This is a genomic window from Mesorhizobium sp. P170090 (assembly GCF_057786115.1).
Genome location: NZ_JBYNWH010000001.1, coordinates 731,952 through 752,507 on the forward strand (window position 1 = coordinate 731,952; position 20,556 = coordinate 752,507).

Sequence of the window (20,556 nt, forward strand, 5' to 3'; positions counted from 1 at the left end):
TCAGGAGCCTCCAAGCCAGAATGTGTCCAGCAAATAGACACCGAAATAGGAGGTCGGGTCGTAGCCGTAGAGTGCTTTGTCAGGCAGGTTGCGCAGCCGCGACGATACCAGAATCGGCTGAAGTGTTTCGTTCACCGTACCGATAGAGAACACCTGATCGGTGTAGATCGACAGCATCGAGTTCCAGATTTCGGCGCGCTCGCTGGATTCGGTCGACCCGTTCCAGCGCTTGAGCAAAGCCATTAACTCAACGACTTCAGGAACATCGGGTGCCTCACCCATCTTGCCATGCGACAGATAGTAAGCGCCCCAGAGCGGCCATTGCAGCTGGTCGTCGATGGTGGGGGCCAGCTGGTATGGATTCATGTCGGCGGTCGGCACGCCATTGTCGATGCCCGACGACATCGACATCAGGATCTGGCCGCCAAGCGCACGGCTGCGGAAGATGTCGCGCTGCGAAGTCCGGATGAACAAAGCGATGCCGATCTTGCGCCAGTGATCGGTGATGAGTTCGAGCGCATCGGTTTCCAGCGTGCTTTCGCCGGCCGTTTCCACGATGATCTGCGCCGGGCGTCCATCGGGAAGTAGCCGCAGGCCGTCATCGTCACGGGCCTGAAGCCCGACCTCGTCAAGCAGTGCATTGGCCTGGTCGGGATCGTGGGCGACCCAGGCTTTCGCGAATTCCGGCCGGTAGAGCGGGCTCTCCGGCAAGACCGTATCGGCGCTTTCCTGCGCCAATCCGTAGAAGACGGCCATGTTGATCTCGCGCCGGTCCACAGCGAGCGAAAGTGCGCGGCGCACGCGCACGTCACGCAAAAGGCCACGCCACACCGGGTCGGCACAATTCAGATTGGGCATGAGCGCCAGCCGCGAACCCTGTGTGCGTTTCCACAGATGCATCTTCACCGGGTAGCGCTTCTCCGCGTCCTTCAGGAAGGAGTAATCGCTGAAGTCGATTCCCATGCATTGTAGGTCGCTCTCGCCCGCACCGGTCTTGGCGGAGATGATCGCCGACGAGCTGACATTCATGATGATCCGGTCGACATAGGGCAGTTGCCGGCCGTTCTCGTCTGTTCGATGAAAGAACGGGTTGCGCTCGAAGATGAACTGCTCGGCCGGCGGCTTGGTTCGGTTCTGCCAGGGGTCGAGCGTCGGCAGATCCGGGTTCTCCGGGCGATACTGCCGCGACATGCGGATGTGCAGGAGCGTCCATTTTGCGGTCCGGTTCTCCTTCATCAGGCCGGCGAGCCGGAATGGATCCTGATATTTCTTGTGGAACTGCTTGAGATAGGCGGCCGGCAAAACAAGCGGTGTCGGCGAAGCAGCGGCAAGTTTGGGCAGGAAGTCGGGATTGGGCGCGTCCCAACTGTAGCGCACCGTCAACGGATCGACGATCTCGAAACGTGGCGGCTTGCCGTCCGCCAGCAGGGCAGGGGCGAGCCCCCCTTGCGAAAGCTCATCGTTCAGCCAGACATCTTCCCAGCAATAACGAAAATCCTCCGGCGTCAGCAGGCTGCCGTCTGACCATTTATGGCCTTCACGAATCTTGAACGTGAAGACGCGATCATCCTTTACGTCGAAACTTTCGAGAATGTCGGCCTGAAAGTTAAGCTTTTCGTCATAGCCGACCAGCCGGGAATACCCGTAGATCGTCATCATCCGGATATCTTTCTGGCTGCCGATGATCGTACGCAGCGTGCCGCCATACTGGCCGGGCTGCCGGCCCATCGCCGCGAGGTTCAACGCGCGCGGGCTTTTGGGCAGGCGCTCCGCGAGTGGCGGCAGAGCCCTGGCTTTCAGCTGCGGCTGAAGAAAATCCGGCTCCAGATCGCCGGCGCGCGCCGTGCCCGGCAGAAATGCCGAAGCCATGAGACCAAGGACAGTGCGGCGGCTGATCAATGGCGTAACTCGCTGACATCGGCCGAACGTCGGGCCAGCACGAGATGGCCGCCGCCGAGATCGAGCGGCGACAGCATATCCTCTTCGCCCTCGTCGCGGAATTGCGGGCCCCATGCGCTGGTGTCGGAAGCGCCGCCGAGCTTCAGCGTCTTGAAATCCATCGGCCGGTCGAGATCGGGGAAGGGGACTGCGGCGAGCAGCGAGCGCGTGTAGGGGTGGATCGGTTTCCTGAGCAGAATTTCGCGCGGTGCAAGCTCGACGATACGCCCGCCGCACATCACCGCGATGCGGTCCGCCATGTAGTCCACCACCGCCAGATTGTGGGATATGAACAGGTAGGTCAGGCCCAGTTCCTTCTGCAGGTCCTTCAGAAGGTTCAGGATCTGCGCCTGCACGGAGACATCGAGCGCCGAAACCGGCTCGTCGCAGATCAGCAGTTCAGGCCCCAGCGCCAAGGCGCGCGCAATGCCGATACGCTGACGCTGCCCGCCGGAGAAGCTGTGGGGATAGCGCTGGATGAAGCGCGGATCGAGCCCGATTGCCTGCATCAGGCTCTTGACCGTGGCTAGCCGGGACGCGGCATTGCCACGTTGATGGATTTCCAGCGGCTCGCTCAAGATGTTTTCCACGGTCATGCGAGGCGAAAGCGACGAGACCGGATCCTGGAAAACCATCTGGAGTTTCGCCCGCAGCAAGCGCAGGGCGTCTCCCTCGGCTTCCAGGACGTCGATCGGTCCGTCGCGGCCGTTGAAGATCACGGAGCCGCAGGTAGGGGTGACGGCCCGCATCAGGATCTTGCTGACGGTGGTTTTGCCGCAACCGCTTTCGCCAACCAGGCCCAGGCACTCACCTCGCCTGATGTCGAAGCTGACGCCGTCCACGGCGCGAACAGAGGTCTGATGGCTCCCGCTGAACCATCCGGAGTTGCGGATGGTGTAGACCTTTTTCAGATCCCTGACCGACAGCAGAATGTCGTCCGGCCCCTTCGCTTCCGGCGCCGTCTGCTTGCCCAGCAGGGTCCCGACATTCACCGGCACCTCGCGGAGCGCCTTCAGCCTTTCGCCAGGTTTCAGGTCGAAATGCGGGACGGCTGCCATCAGGCCCTTCAGGTAAGGGTGGCCTGGCCGGCGGAATATTGCCTCCACAGGGCCCGCTTCCATGATCTCGCCATGGTACATGACCACCACCTCGTCGGCGACATTGGCAACCACGCCGAGGTCGTGTGTGATCAGCAGCATTGCCATGTTGAGCTTGGTCTGGAGTCCACGAAGCAATTGCAGGATTTGCGCCTGGATGGTGACGTCCAACGCCGTTGTCGGCTCATCGGCGATCAACAGAGCGGGCCGGCAGATAAGCGCCATGGCGATCATAGCGCGTTGCCGCAATCCTCCCGAAAGTTCGAACGGATACATGTCGTAGGCGCGCTTGGGATTGGGAAACCCGACGAGGCCGAGCATTTCCTCGGTCCGTGCCTTGCGCTCCGTCCGGTCCATGTGCGTATGAATCTGCAGGGATTCGCTGACCTGGTTGCCGATCGTGTGCAGCGGCGACAGCGATGTCATCGGCTCCTGAAAGATCTTGCCGATGCGGCTGCCTCTCAACGCCCGGATTTCGGGTCCGTCTCGCGGCATCTGCAGGATATCCTGCGTCGTGCCGGGCTTTTTGGGATCGGAAAACAGGATACGGCCGCGAACATGGGCCGTGTTCGGCAAAATGCCCATCACGGCCTGGCTGAGAACCGATTTTCCGGAACCGGACTCACCGACAAGCGCGGTGACCTTGCCGGGCAGGACGCGAAGATTTGCCCGCCTGACGGCATGCAACGGTCCCCCGACAATGGCAAAAGAGATGCCAACATCCTCGATCCGCAGCAGATCAACGCCTGCATCCATTCCCACACCAGCCCCAATCTGGCGCCTCCCGACCGGCCCCAAAAAGCAAGACTAGCGCATTGTCAGCGCAGAGCAACTTGGATTCGAAACGAATTCCCCGGCGACCGGCGGCCGGACAGCATACCAGGGCGTCCAGATCGGATGGTGGTGACTACTGGAGCTTCCTCCGGTCGCCCGCCGACAGCCGCGCGGCATCGCGATGAAGTAGCATGACCTGCTCGGCGTCCGAGATCCGATCGTGAAACGGCTGCAGCGCAGCGTCTTCATCGAGTGCGAGAGCACCCGACAGATCGGGTGAAAGCACCGTCAGCTTCTGCTTGCTGCCCGCCAGTTCCTCCTCGCCGAGCGTCAGCCAACTGTTGGCCCCGCAATAACCGGCGAAGTCCTTGCTGGCGAGAACGCTGTGCGGATATTTCTTGGTGAGGGTCTGGAGACGCTGGACCTCGTTTACAGCCGAGCCGAAGACGGAGAATGTGAGTCGGTCGGTAAGCCCGACATTGCCGAACATCACATTGCCGACATGCAGGCCGATACCAAATTTTATATCGCCCAGTCCTTGCTCTTTTCTGCGCAGATTGAGCTCCATCATGCGCATGCTGGCCTTGTGCGCAGCCGCAAGAGCAGCCTGGCAGGCGATCTCTGACTGCGCGCGGTGCCTTTCGCAGGGGTAGACGGCAATGAATCCATCCCCCAGGAAACTCATGATCTGCCCGCCTTTGCGATTGAAAGGTGCTGCGATGGCATCGAAAAACTGGTTCAGCGTATCGATATAGACTTCGCGGCCGGAGGTTTCGGCGAGCCTTGTCGACCCGCGCATATCGCCCATCACCAGCGCGGCCCGGATTGTATCGCCCTCGCCGCGCTTGATCTGGCCGTCCAGCACGCGCCTGCCGGCGTCACCGCCGAGATACGTGGTCATCATGTTGTCGGCGAGCTTGGTGAGCACCGCCATCTTGCTTGCTATAGCGAGATGGTTCTGGATCCGCAGCAGCGCCGAAATCATGCTGTCGCTGAAGCCTGAAGCACTGTCGGTGGACCAGGACCCCAACATGCCCTGACTTGTATCGCCGTTGAAGGGATGGACGAAAGCCATGTAATCGGTGACGCCCATAAGCCTGAGCTCATCGAAAACAGGAAACTCCGACCGCACCGACGGGTCGAGCCGGCGCCGCAGATGGTCGAGCTTGTTGCTGAGCAGATGGTAGTATGGGCTGGTCAGGAATCTGTCGGAATGGACGCCGTTCTCACTCCGGAAGCCTTCCACTTCCAGGCCTTGGCCGCGAATCCAGGTGAAACCGAGCGCGTCATAAAGCGGATGCAGCATCGAAAAGCTCAAATGCACCCGCTTCAGCGGCAGGCCGGCAGCAGCCAGCCGTTCACAAAAGCCCTTGACCAATGTTTCCAGGTCGTCGCCCGCCAGCGCCGACTGGGTCAGCCAATCGGCAACCTTATCCATGAGAATGTTGGAAATTTCTGCTTGCGCTGTGCTCATGCTATCTCGAAACCCGTCGAAGACGAGCCATCTCCTTTGATCCGCAAAATTCTCGAAGTCAATGAAGCCGGCTTCGGGGGCAGAAGCCGGCGAAGAATATCCCAAATGACTGTCCTTGCAGGAAGCAAGCAGACGTCGACCGCACAAATCACCTGCGACACTATGTGGCGAGGCTGCCGGCGAAGTGCAATCCCGATCCTGACATCGCGCAAAAAATTGGTCGGCTCAGGCACCGTCGGGCTCGCCGGGTCTCAAGAACCATGGCCGAGGCGTATTGCGGAAAATCGATTTCCCCAAGCCGTCGTCAGACCGGCGCCTTCGCCTTCAGGCTTGCGGCAGCCATTGCATAGCCGCCGGCGGCGCCATCGATGAAGTGAACATGATCGCGCTGCAGCGGCGAGATGACGAGGCATGTCATCAAGGCCGACTTCTGGCGGTGCAGGCCATAGTTGCAGATGCCGGCCTCTTCCGCCTGTTTCAGCCGGTTCTCGATCCGCTGCAACACATCCGCGTCGACGTCGATGGTCATCTTCAAGCCGTCGTCGAACTTGCGGAAATCCGAATTGCTGGCCACCTCGCGTTTGTAGACCTTCGGGTCGAAACCGCCGATCGTCCAGCCCAATTTGTCGGTGACGGCCGTAAGCGTCATCAGGAAGATCACCCACAGCTTGGCCAGCCACCGCCGCCCCGGCGGCGCCGTGGCCCGTGCCTCGACATCGAGACCGGCGGGCAAGAGACTATAGGCCGGACCGTCCACCGGCACCGGGTGGCCATCGCGCTCCTGCCTGCCGGCAAGGGCGATGATGTCGGAAGCCAGAAACTGGAAACCACGCAAGTCGCGCGATGCCCCCGGCACGGCTATGATCGAGACAATTTCGCCATGCCGGGCTTCGATCGGGTTCCAGCGGCAGGAGAGGCCGGTCAGATCCGGCCGCGCGCCGGCCGGGGCGGGGTCGACGCGGTAGCGCCCGGCTTTCATTTCGGCTTCCGCCCAACTGCCGCCGCCGCCGGCGAACATGGCATAGAAGGCTGCTTCGGAGGCCTGGAACCTCGCCACGCGAACGTCGAGGCCTTGCGCTCTTATGTCCTTTATCGGCACGATTGCGGCACGCAAGGTCAGGTCCAGTTCGTCCGCCACCCATCTCTGGACAGAAGCCAGCGCGATACGGGCGATCTCCAGCGCCGAGCCGGGAAACGCCACGAGCGCGCCGTCGCCGCCGAAGACGAAGGGAAGATCTTGCCGGCCCAGCGCGTTGAGAAGCGCCGAAATGACGCTGGCGCCGGCCATATTGACGGTTTTGTAGCGCCCGGCTTCGATCTCCTTGGTCGAGCCGACGATGTCGGCGGTGGCCAGGGCCCAGCCATCGGGGAGAGGCCGATAGTTGTCGATATCGGCAACGCTTTCGAACTTTGCGAAGACCGGCAAAGAAGCGACGAACGGGTCGGACGCGACTGCTGTTTCCATAAGCATCAGATAGCACATTCCAGCGCTTGAAGGTGAAGTCAATCATGCCTCGAAATTGACTTGGGCAGGCTTTGCGATGATAGGATCGCGCGATGCGAATTGCCTTCTACGCCCCGCTGAAGTCGCCCAATCATCCCGTTGTCTCCGGCGACCGCCAGATGGCACGGATGCTGGTCCAGGCGCTGCAGCATGGCGGGCATAGCGTCGAACTGGCATCGGAGTTGCGCTTCTATCTACGCCAGCCGGAACCGAAAAGTTTCCATGCGCTCGTGATCGAGGCGCGGGACGAAGCCGCGCGACTGACAAGGCTTTGGGACCGTGACGGCAAGCCCGATCTCTGGTTCTCCTATCATCCCTACTACAAGGCGCCCGACCTGATCGGGCCCGGGCTGGCGTTGGCCTTTGCCGTCCCCTATGTGACGGCCGAAGCCTCCTATTCCGAACGGCGCAACGCCGGTTCGTGGGCCGATAGCCAGGCATTGGTGGCGCGAGCCATCGAACAGGCGGCGCTGAACATCTGCTTCACGCAAAGGGATCGCCAGGGGCTGGCGGATGCTGTTCCCCACGCCGCTCTCGGTATGCTTTCACCCTTCATCGACACATCGGCATTCCACGAAATGCCGCTACTGGATTATCCGACGCGCCTCGTGACCGTCGCCATGATGCGCCCGGGCGACAAGGTCTTGAGCTATCGCATGCTGGCGCAGGCGCTCGGGTTGATCGGCCACCTCCCCTGGACGCTGTCGGTCGTCGGGGACGGACCTGCCCGTGACGAGGTAAAGGCTCAATTCGCCGGCTTGCCCGCCGACCGTATCGAATGGCTTGGCGCGATCGAGCCGGTCGCCGTGCCGGATGTCCTCTATAGCGGGGGAATCTACGTCTGGCCGGGTTACGGCGAGGCCTATGGCATTGCCTATCTTGAAGCACAGGCCGCCGGCCTTCCGGTGGTGGCTCAGGACATTGCCGGCGTGCCGGAGGTCGTGCGGCATGGCCAGACCGGGTTTCTCACCCCGCCGGGCGATGTGGCGGCGTTCGCTTCCGCCATCGCAAGGCTTCTGGCCAGTAATGACGAAAGAACCATCATGGCTGCAGAGGCCAGACGTTTCGTTCTGGAAGAACGCTCTCTCGGTGCTGCAAAGGCCCGTCTGGCGGAACTTCTCAAGATGATCCCGTTGTCATGACATCCGACCCGACTTGGCAGCCCCTGGTGGACGAGCTGGCGCACCGGCAACGGGCGGGCCGCAAGGCAGAGTTCTGGCTGCGCGACGACGACGCCGTGGATCCGACGCCGGCGCTCGATCGGTTGCTCGACCTCACCGGTGACTTCGCGGTTCCGGTCACTCTGGCCGTCATTCCGGCCCGGACCGACGGGAAGCTTGTCGTCCGGCTTGACGCCGCGCCGCATGCCACGGTCGCCATTCATGGCTGGGCGCACCGAAATCATGCGCCCGAGGATCAAAAAAAGCAGGAGCTCGGCGCGCATCGGCCACGCGAGGTGGTGCTGGATGAGCTGGCCGGCGGGCTGTCGCGTGTAACCGGCCTGCACGGCGCACGTGCGGTTCCGATGCTGGTGCCGCCCTGGAACCGGATCGACGCCGGTCTGGTACCCGACCTCGGATCGATAGGATTTGCGGCATTGTCGGTGTTCGGGCCGGCAAGGCCGGCTTCCCTGGCGGTCATCAACAGCAATGTCGACATCATGGATTGGCATGGCACGCGCGGCTGCCGCGATCATGGTCTGTTGGTTCAGGCCATCGTCGCGCAATTGCAGCGTGCATTCGACGGCGGCGAACCGGTCGGCCTGCTCACCCACCATCTCGTCCATGATGAATCGGCCTGGCTTTTCCTCGAACGGCTGTTCACGATCACCGCGCGGGCAGAAGCCTGCGCATGGCTTCCGATCAGCACACTGACAGAACGCAGCGCCGGAAAATAGCTCAGCGCTTTTTGTGCAAGACTGGAAATGTGAGCGTCTGGCCATCCCGCGCCGCAAAAGCGCCGGCAAATCTGTCCTTGGCCAGTTTCTCCATCTCGTCCAGCTCATCGTCTGTGCGTGCCGGATCGTGGTGAAACAGCGCAAGCCCGCGCGCGCCGGCCGCCTCGCAGAGCTTGACGCCCTGTTGCCATGTCGAGTGCCCGTTGCCGCGGTAGCGCTCCATTTCCTCCTCGGTGTAGGTGCAATCGTAAATGACGAGGTCGGCATTCTCGATCAGACCGAGCACCGCCGGATCGAGTTTGCCCGGCTCGTGCTCGGTGTCTGTGATGACCGCCACGACGCGGCCCCCCCATTCGACCCGGTAGCCGATGCAGCCGCCCGGATGGGTAAGACTACCGGTTCGTACAACAACTCCTTCGCGTGGCCGAAGCAGGTCTCCGGATGCGAAATCGCGGCAGTCGAGGCTCGCCTTGCAGACACCGAGTGTCACCGGAAACCATGGCGGCCGAATGAATTCATCGACCATCTGCCGCGTCGTCATGCGTCCAGCGAGATGCCCGGACCAAAGCGTAACTTTGATGCCTCGTTCATAAATAGGCTTGAAAGCCGGCAGCCCGATGATGTGATCGTAATGGCAATGGGTAAAAAACAGGTCGAAATCGGTGACGCCCGACGCTCGAAGCGTCCTGCCGGCAGGCCGCAGGCCGGAGCCCGCGTCGAACAGAAGCGTATGATTGCCGCATTGCATCTCGATGCAGATCGTGTTGCCGCCATAGCGAGCAAATTCTGGCCCCGACACCGCAATGCTGCCGCGCACGCCCCAAAACCTGACAAGGAAGAAATCGTCGTCCATGCACCCTTTCGCCCATCGTAGCCAACCAACTGCTGCCAGAGTCGTTCCAGGAAAGGTGTGACACGGTTCCGGAAACTGCATCCAAACAAAGAAACAGAGCGGCTCGCCGCTTCAGTGCAACTGTGAATCGCTCTCGGCCGTTCGTGCGTCGATCAGGTCCGCGGTCGTACTGCTTAGCCTATCGGCAAGAACCCGCAATATCTCGATGGTCATTTCGGGAAACTCCTTCATAAGCCTCAGGAAATGGTCCTTGCGGATTCTCAAGGCCTCCAGCTCACTTGCCGCTTTGACGGTGGCAGTACGGGAGCTGTTGCACAATATGGCAATCTCGCCAACGATCGAATTTGGCAGCAATTCGGCAACTTTGATCGGCCCATTGTCGGAATCGACCAGAATATCCGCGCTGCCAGAAAGGATGACATAGGCGGCGTCTGCCTCGTCGCCCTGCCGGAAAAGAATCTGGCCGGCACTGTAGTTCACGCGATCGGACGTGAACGCGAGCAGCTTGAGCTTTGTCGGCTCGATGCCAGAGAACAAGGGAACGCGTTGCAGCATTCCAACTTCATCCTTGAGCAGCATTGTCGCAAACCTTCCTGAATTCGCGTTTGCCAGACTATGACACAAGTTCCTTGAAGATACCGTTTCCCGCCAAGAGTGTCTCATGTGTTCCGTCTTCCACCAATTGGCCTGAGTCAAAGACCACAACCCGGTCGAACATCGTCGCCATTGCCGGATTCGTCACCACCCACACAATTGCCGGCGAATGGCCGTCGCGTCTGGCTTCGTCGAGCACATTCCGCAGCACCTTGTCCTGCACGCGCTGGTCGAGCGCCGACAGCGGCCGATTGAGAATGAGGAAATCGGGACGCTTGAGCAAGGCGCGGGCAACATCGAGCTTCTGTCGCTGTCCGCCGGTCAGCCGCCTGCCGGCGGCGCCGACGTTGAAGTCCAGGCCGACATCCAGAAGCTCGGCATAAAGCCCCAGTTCGTCAAGAATATCATAGACGATGGAGCGAATGCGGTCCGGCGCGTCGGGATGGTTGTTGCCGACACGCCCGAACAGGACGTTGTCCATGACGGTGGCCGCGGCGATGTATTTGGCAGGGTCAAACCGTTCGACAGCTTTCTCCAGCTCGGCCGGCAGGTTTTCATAGAACTGGTTGCGTGCAGCGATGATCTTGCTCATCAGCTCGTCGGTCAAGAGGCCGAAGCGATGCCGGGGCTCGATATAGGCAAAGCTCAACGTGACCATCATGGCGCGGTCGTTCTCCGAAACCGCATCGTAGGGGCGATTCTTGAGCCGTTGCAGCAAGGTTTCGTAGGCGGGTATCTCCTCGGCGCTCATGAAGGCGAGCTGCTGGAAGAACTGGTGTTCGGGCGGCAGGTCGGCAAACAGCTCGATCGCCTGTTCGGCGATCTCCATGCCCATTTCGTAGAGCGTGCGGTCGAGGCCGGCTTGCTTCAGCACGGAAGCAAAATAGGGATTGGACGCCAGTGCCTTGTGAGCCAGTTCGGGGCCGGCCGCAGCGCCGAAGAGCAGGTTCTGGCCGATCGTCGCTTCCTTGTTGTAGGCGCCCGGTTCAAAAGGAACCACCAGCGCGCTCAGGCCTTCTTCCTCCAACCGGGTTCGCAGCGCCGCACGCAATTCGACGATCCGCCCGGCAAGCTTCGTGTGGCGCTTGAGGTCGGCCGAAGAGCGCAAGCCTAGATCCAGAATGTCGCGCGACAGAAGAACCGCGTCGAGCACCCGGCGCACGGCTTCGAAGAGGTCGTGCGGGCCGGTGGCGCCGGCGGAGGCATAGTTGATCCAATCGCTGCGGATATCGAGATCCGGATTGCCCGACCGGCGCGCCTCGTCGATATTCCAACGGTGCTGGTCCGCCGCGGCGCCGTCATATGTCACCGATGTCAGCGGCGCATGCTTCAACCCGTAGAGCAAATTGTCGCGCAGGCTTGCCTGGAACAGGAAAACATCCGACGAAGCGTAGGACATGCGCCGGCCGGTCACGGCTTCGGGGAGATCGAGCAAGTCATCGGAGCCCGAAACGATCCTTCCGCTGTCCGGCCAGGTCAGCCGCGCAAAGGCTTCCGCAAGCGCCTCCGCTCCCCCTGTTGCGGTGCTGACCAGCGCCACCGTCTCACCCGGCTTGACCTCGAGCGAGATGCGATTGAGGAGCATTGCGCCGCCATCGTCTGCTATCGACAGGCTGACCGCCGACAGCGGCTTGGTCATCGGATCGGGATCGTCGACCGTCAGTGCTCCGATTTCCGGCGCGATGATATTCTCGACGGTGAACTGTTCGACGACCTGCTGATATTTGACCTGGACATCCTGCCGGTCCTGATCCCAGTCGATCAGTTCCTTCATCGGTCCGGGCAAGTCCTTGTAAGCGCCGATCACGGCCACGAGCTGGCCGACATCCAACCGCCCCTGGATGACCAGATAGCCACCGATCATGTAAAACAGAAAGGGCGTGAGCTGCGCGAGAAAATTGTTGAGGAACTTTACCATGAATTTCCATTGGTAAAGATCGAAGCGGATTTTGAAGATGAGCCCGAGCCGGGCTGCTATGTCGGCGCGCTCGTAGTTCGACGTATCGTGGACGTGAACCGCGCCGATGCCGTCGACGATTTCGCCAACCCGGCCTGAAAGCGCGCGCGCCGTCAACTGCCGCTGGCGCCCGAGCACGAGCAGCCGCCGCCGCATTCGCGGGATAAGCACGATCTGGATCGCCACGATCACGACCGCTATCATTCCGAGCCAGACGTTCTGGACCATGATGAACAGCATGGCCGTCAGCGCCTGGCCGCCGAGCAGCACCGGCTGCAGGAAGGCATCGCCAATGAAGCCGCCCAGCGGCTCCACCTCGTCCTTCACCATGGTCGCCACTTCGGCGGATTTCACCCGCTTGAAGTAAACCGGCGGAAACCGCAGCACACGATCGACCAGATCGAAACGAATACGCCGCAGCATGCGTTCGCCGAGCCGGCCCTTGTAAGTGTTGATGTAGAGCTTGAACAAGCCGTTGATGACGACCAGCAAGAGGAACACAAGGCTGAGCGCAAGCAGGGTCGAGGTGCGGTCCAGTTGAAAACCGGAGAAGAACTGGACCTCGCCGATGAACGGCAGGTTATAGTGCAACCGCATGAATGGCAGGGTCGCGCCCGGTTGCTCGAACCCCTTGCCCTGGATCGGGCCGTTGACGATCAGCTTCGGCAGGTCGAACGACATGAAATACGGGACCATCGAAAGCACGACGATCATCAATATCCAGAGCTGCTGCTTCCTGGTGTGCGTCCAGATATAGCGGGCTAGGCTGGTTTCCATATGCGATTGTCAGTTTGAAGGATGCGGAATGTAAAGGCACCTGCTGGCAAATGGTGTATCGGCCATGTCTTCGCCGCCAACGACGAGCTCAAAGCGGCAGCTGCGCGCCAGGCGGATGGGCGCCGATGGTCCGGACAAATTCAATCGGCCTCCTCCGGGCAATGGCGAAACGGCTTGCGGCACAGTCGCGTCCGCAAGTCGAACAGGCAAGAGGCAAGATTGCGTTGTGTCGCCGGAAATCCCAACATAGAAGACGAATATGATGGATGTCACGCAACCACGCAATGCCGGCATGGGTGGGCATGAGCAAGCCCTGGACCTCACGCGGGGAATTGCCGCCTACGTCGACCACCCTCTCGTGGCCGGGCTGGCGCGCGTCATCGCCAAGCATCCGCAGGCCGATATCGCCAATGCCTTCAACCACAAGCAGGTCGCCTGCAAGATGTGGGCGCTCGACAGGCTGTTCGAAAGCGACGGCGGCCGGTTCGAACGCATATGGGTTCTGGGTGGATGGTACGGCGTATTGCCGGCGATGCTTTTCAACGACGCCCGCTTCGACATCGCGGCGATCGACAGCATCGACATCGATCCCGAAGTCGGCGCGGTCGCCCGGACACTCAACCGGCAAGCCGGCGAGCGGTTTCAAGCGCTGACGGCAGATATGTACACACTCGACTATGCCGCCGGCGGGCCTGACCTGGTGGTCAATACGAGCTGCGAACACATAGCCGATCTCAGCGCCTGGCTTGCCCTGCTTCCGCGGGGTACGAACGTGCTGCTGCAGTCGAACGATTATTTCAGCGAGCCGACGCACATCAACTGCGTGGCGTCACTTGCGGCCTTCGAAGCCATGGCGGCGCTGCGGCAGATCAGGTTCTCCGGCGAATTGCCGACAAAAAATTATACACGCTTCATGCTGATCGGAGCTGTTTGAAGCGCTCGCGCAGGATTTGCGCCGAGCGCCGCGCCCCTTCCAGATCGAGACGATGCGCGGCTGGCGGCGGTCCGGCAAGCGCCTGCTCGATCGCATGCGCCAGACCTTCAGGCGTCAGGTCCTGTTCCGTCAGCACCGTTGCAAGACCGAGCTCTTCGAGCATCAGAGCGCGACGCGTCTGCTCGGTTTCCCCGCCGGCTGCAAATGGAACGAGCAGCGAGCGACACCCCGCGCGCATGACATCGCAGACCGTGTTGTAACCCGCCTGCGAGACCGACAGGCGGGCGCCGGTCAGCAGGCTGGCGAAATCCCCGCGGAACCGGAAGATGGACAGGCGTGGGGAGGCATCGCGTGAAATCGCGTCAAACTCGTCCTTCGGCAGGTTTGGGCCGGTGATCAAACACCATGTCCAGGCGTTATCGGCACTTCGCGCCGCCGCGACGGTGGATCTGACAAGGCTCTTTCCGGCCGCCCCGCCGCCAACCGACACCAGAACGTCGAAGCGCTCTGAGGCCGCTTGCGCCGGCGGCGCGGCAACGAGCCCGGTGTAGGCGACCTCGGCCCTGATCGCCCCAGCCAGCGGAAATGTCTTGTCGATGGTTGCGAAAGCCGGATCGCCATGGACCATGACAAGATCGAAATGCCTGTTGACGATATCGACCGTTTCTTCGTTTCGGCTCGGCTTCACGCGCTCCTGAAGGATGTCGCGGACGGACGCCGCCAGCAGCGGTCTGGGCGATGTCGCTTCGATGGCCTCGATCAGTGGCAAGAGTTCGAAACGCATCTGCCGGCGTCCAAAGGGAAACGCCTCGATAATGACGATGTCGGGCCTGTAATCCCGGAAAGCCTGCAGCAGCATCTCTGAGCGCCGCGTCTTGAAATCATCGTCGATGGCTTTGCCCTGCAGGTCGACAAGTCCGGAAAATCCTTCGTCACCGGAGGTGACAGGCGGCAGGGTCACGGATTTTACACCCGATCCCGGAAATCCCGCGATCGGCGCTCCGCCGGTCACGACGGTGACGTCGAACCCGTCATCGACCAGAGCCGCCGCAATGCGGCTGGCGCGCGCGAGATGGCCGATGCCGAGCAGGTGCTGAACATAGAAGAAAGCGCGCAGCCGCTTCATTCGGCGGCCCGCCACTCCCGCTCGAACAGTTCCTTGAGCTGTCCAATGCCTGCCACATGATCGAAATTGCTTCGCACGCGCCGCTCCGCGGCGTCGCCGAGACGGGCGCGGAGGACGGGATCGCGGATCAGGCGCTCCAGCGCCTGTGCCAGGGCAGTCGGGTTTTCCGAGGGAATCAGCAGCCCGGTTTCATCCGACGACAAAAGCTCCGGCACGCCGGAAATATCGGTCGACACGCAGGCAAGCCGCTGGCTGGCCGCCTCCACCAGAACATTCGGCAGGCCGTCCCGGTCGCCATCCGCGGTGATCCTGCAGGCCAAAGCGAAAATGTCGGCGCTGCGGTAGTGCTCAAGCACCTCCTCCTGCGCCAGCGCGCCTTTCCAGGAGACGCGCCCCTCCAGCCCGAGCCTTTGCGCCAGCGCCTTCAGCCGGTTCAGTTCCTCGCCGCCACCGATATGCTCGAAACACCACGCCAGATCGCCAGGCAAGAGGGCAAGAGCCTCCAGCAACGTATCATAGCCTTTCTTTTCAACGGCGCGTCCGACACTCAAGATCATGACCGGTTCGGCCGGCGCCGAGCCGTCACGCTGTTTTCGCGCCTCGCCGAAACTGCCGAAGCGGTCAAGGTCGAGCCCATGATAGCTCAGATGCACGGACGAACTGCCGTTGGCGAGTTTTTTCAGATGGTCGAAGCCGGTTTTCGTGCACGTGACCGTCCAGCGCGCCGAGGAAAGCTTGCCGGCCAGATCCCAGTCCGCCGACGTCCAGATGTCCTTGGCATGGGCTGAGCAGCTCCAGGGCAAGCCACGAAGCTGGCTGGCATAGCGCGTCACCGATGCCGGCGTGTGCGCGAAATGGGCATGCAGCCATCCGGCATCTTGCGGCCATTCGGCCGCCAGCACCAGCGCTTGCCCGAAGCGGCGCGCGCGATTGCGCGTAAAGTCGCGGCGGATATCGGCAGCGAGCGATTTGAGCGCGCGCCAGAAGCCAGGCCGCGGCAGACAGGCAAACAGCGATCGAACCACGCGCAGCGGCTCTCTGTGCAGATATTCCGGCAGATAATGGACGGGGGCCTTGATCTCGTCATGCACGGGATGACGTTTTGCGTCGGTCGGCCGCCTGAGCGCGAAAAGTATCAGGTCGAACCCCGCACGCTCGAGACCGAGCAATTCCTGCGCGATGAAGGTTTCCGACAGCCGCGGATAGCCCTTCAGAACCACGACGATCTTGCGGTGTTGCAACTCAGTTCATGCCTTCAATGACCGAAAGGTGATGGCCGGCCCGGCGGTCGAGCAGTTCCGCGACGATTTCGGAAATATGAGGCAGCCCTTCCAGCGTCAGATGCGCATTGCTCTGCGATGGGCGGGGCCGGCCCGGCAAAACCTGCAGCGCATCGGCAAACCGTTGGGCATCCTCGGCCTCCTCGGGCAAAAGCATCTCGATGAGGCCGAGTTCGGCTGCGCGCCGTGCCCGGATCAGCTGTTCCTCGCGCGGCGTGACGCGCGGCACGATCAGCGCCGGCTTGTCGAAAGACAGTATCTCGCAATAGGTGTTGTAACCGCCCATCGCCACCACCGCCTTGGCGCCGGCAATCAGCTCTTCCATGCGGTTGTCGAATTCGATGATCTTGACATAGGGGATCTTGGCCCCTTTCCTGACCAGCTTGTTGCGCTTGCGCGCCGGCATGTAAGGCCCAAGCACGATCAGCGCCCTGTGCTGCAATAGCGGATCCTGCTGATAGGCCTCGATGACGTTGTGGATCAGGTCGGCGCCGTCACCACCGCCACCGGTGGTAACCAGGATATAGTCGCCCTCGGGCCGGTGGCCGGGCAATTGGTTCTGCTGCAGGCTCCGTTGCAGGAAACCGACGAACTTCATCTTTGCCCTGACCGCCGGCGGCACGTCCAGGCCGGTCAACGGATCGTAGAAATCCGGCGGGCCATAGACCCAGACCTTGTCGTAGAACAGGCCAATCTTGCGCATCACATCCCTGCGTGCCCACTCCGCTTCGAGCAAATGCGGCGCGTCCATCACCTCGCGCAGGCCAAGCACGAGCGTGGTGCCCCGCGTCTTGAGGTAGGACAGCGTATCCTCGATCTCTCCGCGCAGCCCCAGCGGTTCCTTGTCAACGATGAAGATATCCGGCCGGAAGCTCTCGGCTGTGTGGCGAATAATCGACTGCCGCATCCTGAGCGTCTCATGCAGATCGATGTCCTTTTCCAGCGAGGTGTATTCGCCGTTGCGCAACTTGATGACGCTGGGGATCTTCACGAAGTCGACGCGGGCGCGGTAGTCGAAGGCGCCGGCGATGGTGGCGCCCGAAATGATTAGCACCTGAAGTCCGCGGAAATCCCCGACCAGCGAATGCGCGATCGTTCGGCAACGCTGCAAATGGCCGAGCCCGAACGTGTCGTGGCTGTACATGAGAATTCGTGCGTCTTTTGCGTGCTGTGTCATTGTGAACGTCTTTTAGAATTCTCGCCGGACCGTGGGCAACCCCGCAGGCTTCGAAACCATTCTCACGGGTCTATCGACCTGTTTTGAAACATGGGGGCGAGAGGTACGCAACGGCATTCTTCACCAGGTCACGAATGCCAGGGGCGCTGATTGTGGCGCCATGCCTTGTCTTCGCCGACGATAGACGGCCCGAGCACAAATCTCTGTCATGAGGCTTGACCCCGTGGAATTAAATGCCCTGCGGCCTGAGGCAGGCAAAGCGCACATTGCGAAAAATCAAGGGCGACCAAGGCGAAACGAGGCTGCCGCACATTGTGAGGAGAACCCGCACCTTGGGAAAATGCTTCATAATCCATCGAAACACAACGGCCGCCAGAGGCCGCACGTTGCGGCCTTTTATCCTGCCATCAGCCTTGGCCTGTGGCAAGCGTCCGGTCCGTGCACCGTTGAAGCTGGTGCAATCTCGCGTCATGCCGGCTTCGTCCGTCATGTGGAGCATAGCTGCGGCCCCAATGAGATTCGTCAGCCAGGCGACCCATTCGCCAGTTCCGCCCAAAGCTTTGCGTGAACACGCCGGCCGGAACGGCGGCTAAGCCAGCCGCGCCCTTGTCGTCCTCGGCGTTGCCAGCAGCAGACTTGTCTCGCTGCCGGTTATCCCCGGGATGAGCCGTATCCGCCTAAGCACCGCGTCGAAATCGGTGAGCGACGCCGTTCCGAGTTCGACCACCAGGTCCCAGCGGCCATTGGTGGTGTGAATGGTCGAAACCTCGGCGAGGCCGCCGAGCGCCCGGACCACGCGGTCGGCGGCATGGCCCTCGATCTCGATCATCATCACGCCGCGTATCCGCTGGTCGACCGCGTCGGCGCGCAGCACCACCGTGTAGCCGATGATCTCGCCCGTTTTTTCCAGTCGCTCCATGCGCGCCCTGACCGTGGCGCGCGACACCCCGAGATCGACCGCGAGATCGGAGATGCTGCGCCGGGCAACATGCCTGAGCAGCGTGACCAGCCTTTCGTCGAGCAAGTCCATGATTCTATCCACTTTGACCAAAGCGACTTATCGGAATGATAAATCATTCTTCTCGAAATGCCAATTTCGCCTGTTCATACTGCCGGGCCGGGATGGTTCATTCCACGCATCAACCGCCCAATCAATTTGCAAGGACAACAAGAACCATGCGCTGCAGGATCGTTGGCGCGCCGGTGCAGGACGGCGCCGGCAGGATGGGATGCGAGATGGGGCCGAGCGCGCTGCGCACGGCCGGGCTTGTCTCGGTGCTGTCGGAACTCGGCCACGAGGTCGAGGACTGGGGCGCGGTGCAACCGGCCGCCGTGCGCGCAATCGTCCATGGCAATCTCGCGCTGAAGGCCCTACCGGAGATTTCCGCCTGGACGGCGGCAATTGCCGAGACCGCCTATGCGGCTTCGCGGGACGCCATGCCGATCTTCCTTGGCGGCGACCACGCGATATCGGCCGGCACGGTGTCGGGCATAGCCCGCCGCGCCGCCGAACGCGGCCGGCCGCTCTTCGTGCTGTGGCTCGACGCACATCCCGATTTCCACACGCTCGATACCACCGTCAGCGGCAATCTGCACGGCGTGCCGCTCGCCTATGCCAGCGGCCGGCCGGGCTTCAACGGTTATTTCCCGGACCTGCCTGTCGCCGTCGACCCTGCCCACATCTGCGTCATGGGCCTGCGCAGCGTCGATCCGGCGGAGCGCCGGGCGCTGAGCGAAGCGGGGGTTACCGTGCACGACATGCGCACCATTGACGAGCACGGCGTCGCACCTTTGCTGCGCGCCTTCCTGGCCATCGTCGAAAAGGAAAACGGCCTGCTGCATGTCAGCCTCGACGTCGACTTCCTCGACCCCTCCATCGCGCCGGCCGTCGGCACCACCGTGCCCGGCGGCGCCACCTTCCGCGAGGCGCATCTGGTGATGGAGATGCTGTCCGACAGCGGCCTGGTCTCCAGCCTTGATCTGGTCGAGCTCAACCCGTTCCTCGACGAGCGCGGCCGCACCGCCACGCTGATGGTCGACCTCGCCGCCAGCCTGATGGGCCGGCGCATCATGGACCGCCCCACCCGCAGCCATTCCGGAAGCATTGCATGACCCAGCCTTCCCGCCTTGCCATCGTCCCCTTCGTCAGCGTCGACCGCATGATGAAGCTGGTGCTGACCATCGGCGTCGAGCGGTTCCTCACCGAACTCGCCGCCTATATCGAGGAGGATTTTCGCCGCTGGGAGCTGTTCGACAAGACGCCGCGCATCGCCTCGCACAGCCATGACGGCGTCATCGAACTGATGCCGACCAGCGACGGCCGGCTATACGGCTTCAAGTATGTCAACGGCCATCCGAAGAACATGCGCGAGGGGCGCCAGACCGTCACCGCCTTCGGCGTGCTCGCCGATGTCGGCTCCGGCTATCCGATGCTGCTGACCGAAATGACGATCCTGACGGCGCTGCGCACCGCGGCGACCTCCGCTGTCGCGGCCAAATATCTGGCGCCGAAAGGCGCGCGCTCGATGGCCATCATCGGCAATGGCGCCCAGTCCGAATTCCAGGCTGTCGCCTTCAAAGCGCTGCTCGGCGTCGACCGGCTGCGGCTCTATGATATCGACCGCTCCGCTTCGGAAAAATGCGCCCGCAACCTCGCCGGCAAAGGCTTCGACATCACCATCTGCACAACGGGCCAGGATGCTGTCGAAGGCGTCGACATCATCACCACGGTGACCGCCGACAAGCAGTGCGCCACTATCCTCACCGACAACATGGTCGGTTCCGGCGTGCACATCAACGCGGTCGGCGGCGACTGCCCCGGCAAGACGGAACTGCACCGCGACATCCTTTTGCGCTCCGACATCTTCGTCGAGTTCTCGCCGCAGACGCGCATCGAGGGCGAAATCCAGCAGCTCCACGCCGACCATCCGGTGACCGAGTTGTGGCAGGTGATGACCGGCAAGGCGGAAGGCCGCAAGACGGCGGAACAGATCACCTTGTTCGATTCCGTCGGCTTCGCCACCGAGGATTTTTCCGCACTGCGCTATATCAGAGACCAGCTTCAGGCCACCGGCCTCTACGAGGAGCTCGACCTGCTCGCCGATCCCGACGAGCCGCGCGACCTCTTCGGCATGCTGCTCAGGGCAGCGCTGCAGCCGGCAGCCGCCTGAGGGG

General features: G+C 62.0%; 17 protein-coding genes. 5 read left to right on the plus strand and 12 right to left on the minus strand.

Features of this window, described 5'->3' with window-relative positions:
* From AC3EML_RS03640 to AC3EML_RS03655, 4 genes are all read right to left on the minus strand, one after another.
* The gene (locus AC3EML_RS03640) at positions 1 to 1,899 is read right to left on the minus strand and encodes an ABC transporter substrate-binding protein (RefSeq protein ID WP_023672137.1); all 1,899 of its coding nucleotides are present in this window, start codon (positions 1,897 to 1,899) and stop codon (positions 1 to 3) included.
* A complete protein-coding gene (locus AC3EML_RS03645) occupies positions 1,896 to 3,791 on the minus strand; it encodes an ABC transporter ATP-binding protein (RefSeq protein WP_352520728.1) in 1,896 nt (631 codons plus the stop codon). Before AC3EML_RS03645 ends, AC3EML_RS03640 begins: the two co-directional genes overlap by 4 nt.
* Positions 3,792 to 3,942: 151 nt before the next feature.
* Positions 3,943 to 5,283 carry an adenylate/guanylate cyclase domain-containing protein gene (locus AC3EML_RS03650; RefSeq protein ID WP_023672139.1) on the minus strand — a complete coding sequence of 447 codons (1,341 nt, stop codon included), beginning with the start codon at positions 5,281 to 5,283 and terminating at the stop codon, positions 3,943 to 3,945.
* 304 nt (positions 5,284 to 5,587) lie between these two features.
* Complete coding sequence (locus AC3EML_RS03655; protein ID WP_488505158.1) at positions 5,588 to 6,766, minus strand: DUF3095 domain-containing protein; 1,179 nt, start codon at positions 6,764 to 6,766, stop codon at positions 5,588 to 5,590.
* 74 nt (positions 6,767 to 6,840) lie between these two features.
* Between AC3EML_RS03655 and AC3EML_RS03660 the strand changes: the two genes are divergently transcribed.
* Both AC3EML_RS03660 and AC3EML_RS03665 read left to right on the plus strand, forming a co-directional pair.
* Positions 6,841 to 7,929, plus strand: a complete 1,089-nt coding sequence (locus AC3EML_RS03660; RefSeq protein WP_023816112.1) for a glycosyltransferase family 4 protein — start codon at positions 6,841 to 6,843, stop codon at positions 7,927 to 7,929.
* On the plus strand, positions 7,926 to 8,684 hold the full coding sequence (locus AC3EML_RS03665) for a polysaccharide deacetylase family protein (RefSeq protein ID WP_352520727.1): 759 nt from the start codon (positions 7,926 to 7,928) through the stop codon (positions 8,682 to 8,684). Before AC3EML_RS03660 ends, AC3EML_RS03665 begins: the two co-directional genes overlap by 4 nt.
* 1 nt (position 8,685) lies before the next feature.
* On the opposite strand, the gene AC3EML_RS03670 is transcribed toward AC3EML_RS03665, so the two are convergent.
* From AC3EML_RS03670 to AC3EML_RS03680, 3 genes are all read right to left on the minus strand, one after another.
* Complete coding sequence (locus tag AC3EML_RS03670) at positions 8,686 to 9,537, minus strand: MBL fold metallo-hydrolase (RefSeq protein ID WP_352520726.1); 852 nt, start codon at positions 9,535 to 9,537, stop codon at positions 8,686 to 8,688.
* A 111-nt stretch (positions 9,538 to 9,648) separates the two neighbouring features.
* The gene (locus AC3EML_RS03675) at positions 9,649 to 10,116 is read right to left on the minus strand and encodes a cyclic nucleotide-binding domain-containing protein (protein WP_023672144.1); all 468 of its coding nucleotides are present in this window, start codon (positions 10,114 to 10,116) and stop codon (positions 9,649 to 9,651) included.
* Positions 10,117 to 10,150: 34 nt separating this feature from the next.
* A complete protein-coding gene (locus AC3EML_RS03680) occupies positions 10,151 to 12,865 on the minus strand; it encodes an ABC transporter transmembrane domain-containing protein (RefSeq protein WP_023732839.1) in 2,715 nt (904 codons plus the stop codon).
* A 262-nt stretch (positions 12,866 to 13,127) separates the two neighbouring features.
* On the opposite strand from AC3EML_RS03680, the gene AC3EML_RS03685 reads away from it, so the two are divergent.
* Positions 13,128 to 13,799, plus strand: a complete 672-nt coding sequence (locus AC3EML_RS03685) for a class I SAM-dependent methyltransferase (RefSeq protein WP_081731654.1) — start codon at positions 13,128 to 13,130, stop codon at positions 13,797 to 13,799.
* Here the strand turns inward: AC3EML_RS03685 and AC3EML_RS03690 are convergent.
* The 5 genes from AC3EML_RS03690 to AC3EML_RS03710 form a co-directional block, all read right to left on the minus strand.
* A complete protein-coding gene (locus tag AC3EML_RS03690; protein WP_023824401.1) occupies positions 13,777 to 14,925 on the minus strand; it encodes a glycosyltransferase family protein in 1,149 nt (382 codons plus the stop codon). The two genes, AC3EML_RS03685 and AC3EML_RS03690, sit on opposite strands and share 23 nt — an antisense overlap.
* The gene (locus tag AC3EML_RS03695) at positions 14,922 to 16,166 is read right to left on the minus strand and encodes a glycosyltransferase (protein WP_352520725.1); all 1,245 of its coding nucleotides are present in this window, start codon (positions 16,164 to 16,166) and stop codon (positions 14,922 to 14,924) included. Before AC3EML_RS03695 ends, AC3EML_RS03690 begins: the two co-directional genes overlap by 4 nt.
* Position 16,167: 1 nt before the next feature.
* On the minus strand, positions 16,168 to 17,382 hold the full coding sequence (locus AC3EML_RS03700) for a glycosyltransferase family protein (protein WP_352520724.1): 1,215 nt from the start codon (positions 17,380 to 17,382) through the stop codon (positions 16,168 to 16,170).
* A gap of 229 nt (positions 17,383 to 17,611) precedes the next feature.
* A complete protein-coding gene (locus tag AC3EML_RS03705) occupies positions 17,612 to 17,872 on the minus strand; it encodes a hypothetical protein (protein WP_023672151.1) in 261 nt (86 codons plus the stop codon).
* 99 nt (positions 17,873 to 17,971) lie between these two features.
* A complete protein-coding gene (locus AC3EML_RS03710) occupies positions 17,972 to 18,412 on the minus strand; it encodes an Lrp/AsnC family transcriptional regulator (RefSeq protein WP_023818377.1) in 441 nt (146 codons plus the stop codon).
* A 146-nt stretch (positions 18,413 to 18,558) separates the two neighbouring features.
* On the opposite strand from AC3EML_RS03710, the gene rocF reads away from it, so the two are divergent.
* Both rocF and ocd read left to right on the plus strand, forming a co-directional pair.
* Positions 18,559 to 19,494, plus strand: a complete 936-nt coding sequence (gene rocF, locus AC3EML_RS03715) for an arginase (protein ID WP_023692900.1) — start codon at positions 18,559 to 18,561, stop codon at positions 19,492 to 19,494.
* On the plus strand, positions 19,491 to 20,552 hold the full coding sequence (gene ocd, locus AC3EML_RS03720; protein ID WP_352520723.1) for an ornithine cyclodeaminase: 1,062 nt from the start codon (positions 19,491 to 19,493) through the stop codon (positions 20,550 to 20,552). The genes rocF and ocd overlap by 4 nt, the downstream gene beginning before the upstream one ends.
* The last annotated feature ends 4 nt before the right edge of the window (positions 20,553 to 20,556 follow it).

Coding starts and splice junctions, on each gene's coding strand:
- AC3EML_RS03645 (WP_352520728.1), bottom strand. CDS start 3,791: ATGGATGCAGGCGTTGATCTGCTGCGGATCGAGGATGTTGGCATCTCT.
- AC3EML_RS03650 (WP_023672139.1), bottom strand. CDS start 5,283: ATGAGCACAGCGCAAGCAGAAATTTCCAACATTCTCATGGATAAGGTT.
- AC3EML_RS03655 (WP_488505158.1), bottom strand. CDS start 6,766: ATGTGCTATCTGATGCTTATGGAAACAGCAGTCGCGTCCGACCCGTTC.
- AC3EML_RS03660 (WP_023816112.1), top strand. CDS start 6,841: ATGCGAATTGCCTTCTACGCCCCGCTGAAGTCGCCCAATCATCCCGTT.
- AC3EML_RS03665 (WP_352520727.1), top strand. CDS start 7,926: ATGACATCCGACCCGACTTGGCAGCCCCTGGTGGACGAGCTGGCGCAC.
- AC3EML_RS03670 (WP_352520726.1), bottom strand. CDS start 9,537: ATGGACGACGATTTCTTCCTTGTCAGGTTTTGGGGCGTGCGCGGCAGC.
- AC3EML_RS03675 (WP_023672144.1), bottom strand. CDS start 10,116: ATGCTGCTCAAGGATGAAGTTGGAATGCTGCAACGCGTTCCCTTGTTC.
- AC3EML_RS03680 (WP_023732839.1), bottom strand. CDS start 12,865: ATGGAAACCAGCCTAGCCCGCTATATCTGGACGCACACCAGGAAGCAG.
- AC3EML_RS03685 (WP_081731654.1), top strand. CDS start 13,128: ATGGATGTCACGCAACCACGCAATGCCGGCATGGGTGGGCATGAGCAA.
- AC3EML_RS03690 (WP_023824401.1), bottom strand. CDS start 14,925: ATGAAGCGGCTGCGCGCTTTCTTCTATGTTCAGCACCTGCTCGGCATC.
- AC3EML_RS03700 (WP_352520724.1), bottom strand. CDS start 17,382: ATGACACAGCACGCAAAAGACGCACGAATTCTCATGTACAGCCACGAC.
- AC3EML_RS03705 (WP_023672151.1), bottom strand. CDS start 17,872: ATGACGGACGAAGCCGGCATGACGCGAGATTGCACCAGCTTCAACGGT.
- AC3EML_RS03710 (WP_023818377.1), bottom strand. CDS start 18,412: ATGGACTTGCTCGACGAAAGGCTGGTCACGCTGCTCAGGCATGTTGCC.
- rocF (WP_023692900.1), top strand. CDS start 18,559: ATGCGCTGCAGGATCGTTGGCGCGCCGGTGCAGGACGGCGCCGGCAGG.
- ocd (WP_352520723.1), top strand. CDS start 19,491: ATGACCCAGCCTTCCCGCCTTGCCATCGTCCCCTTCGTCAGCGTCGAC.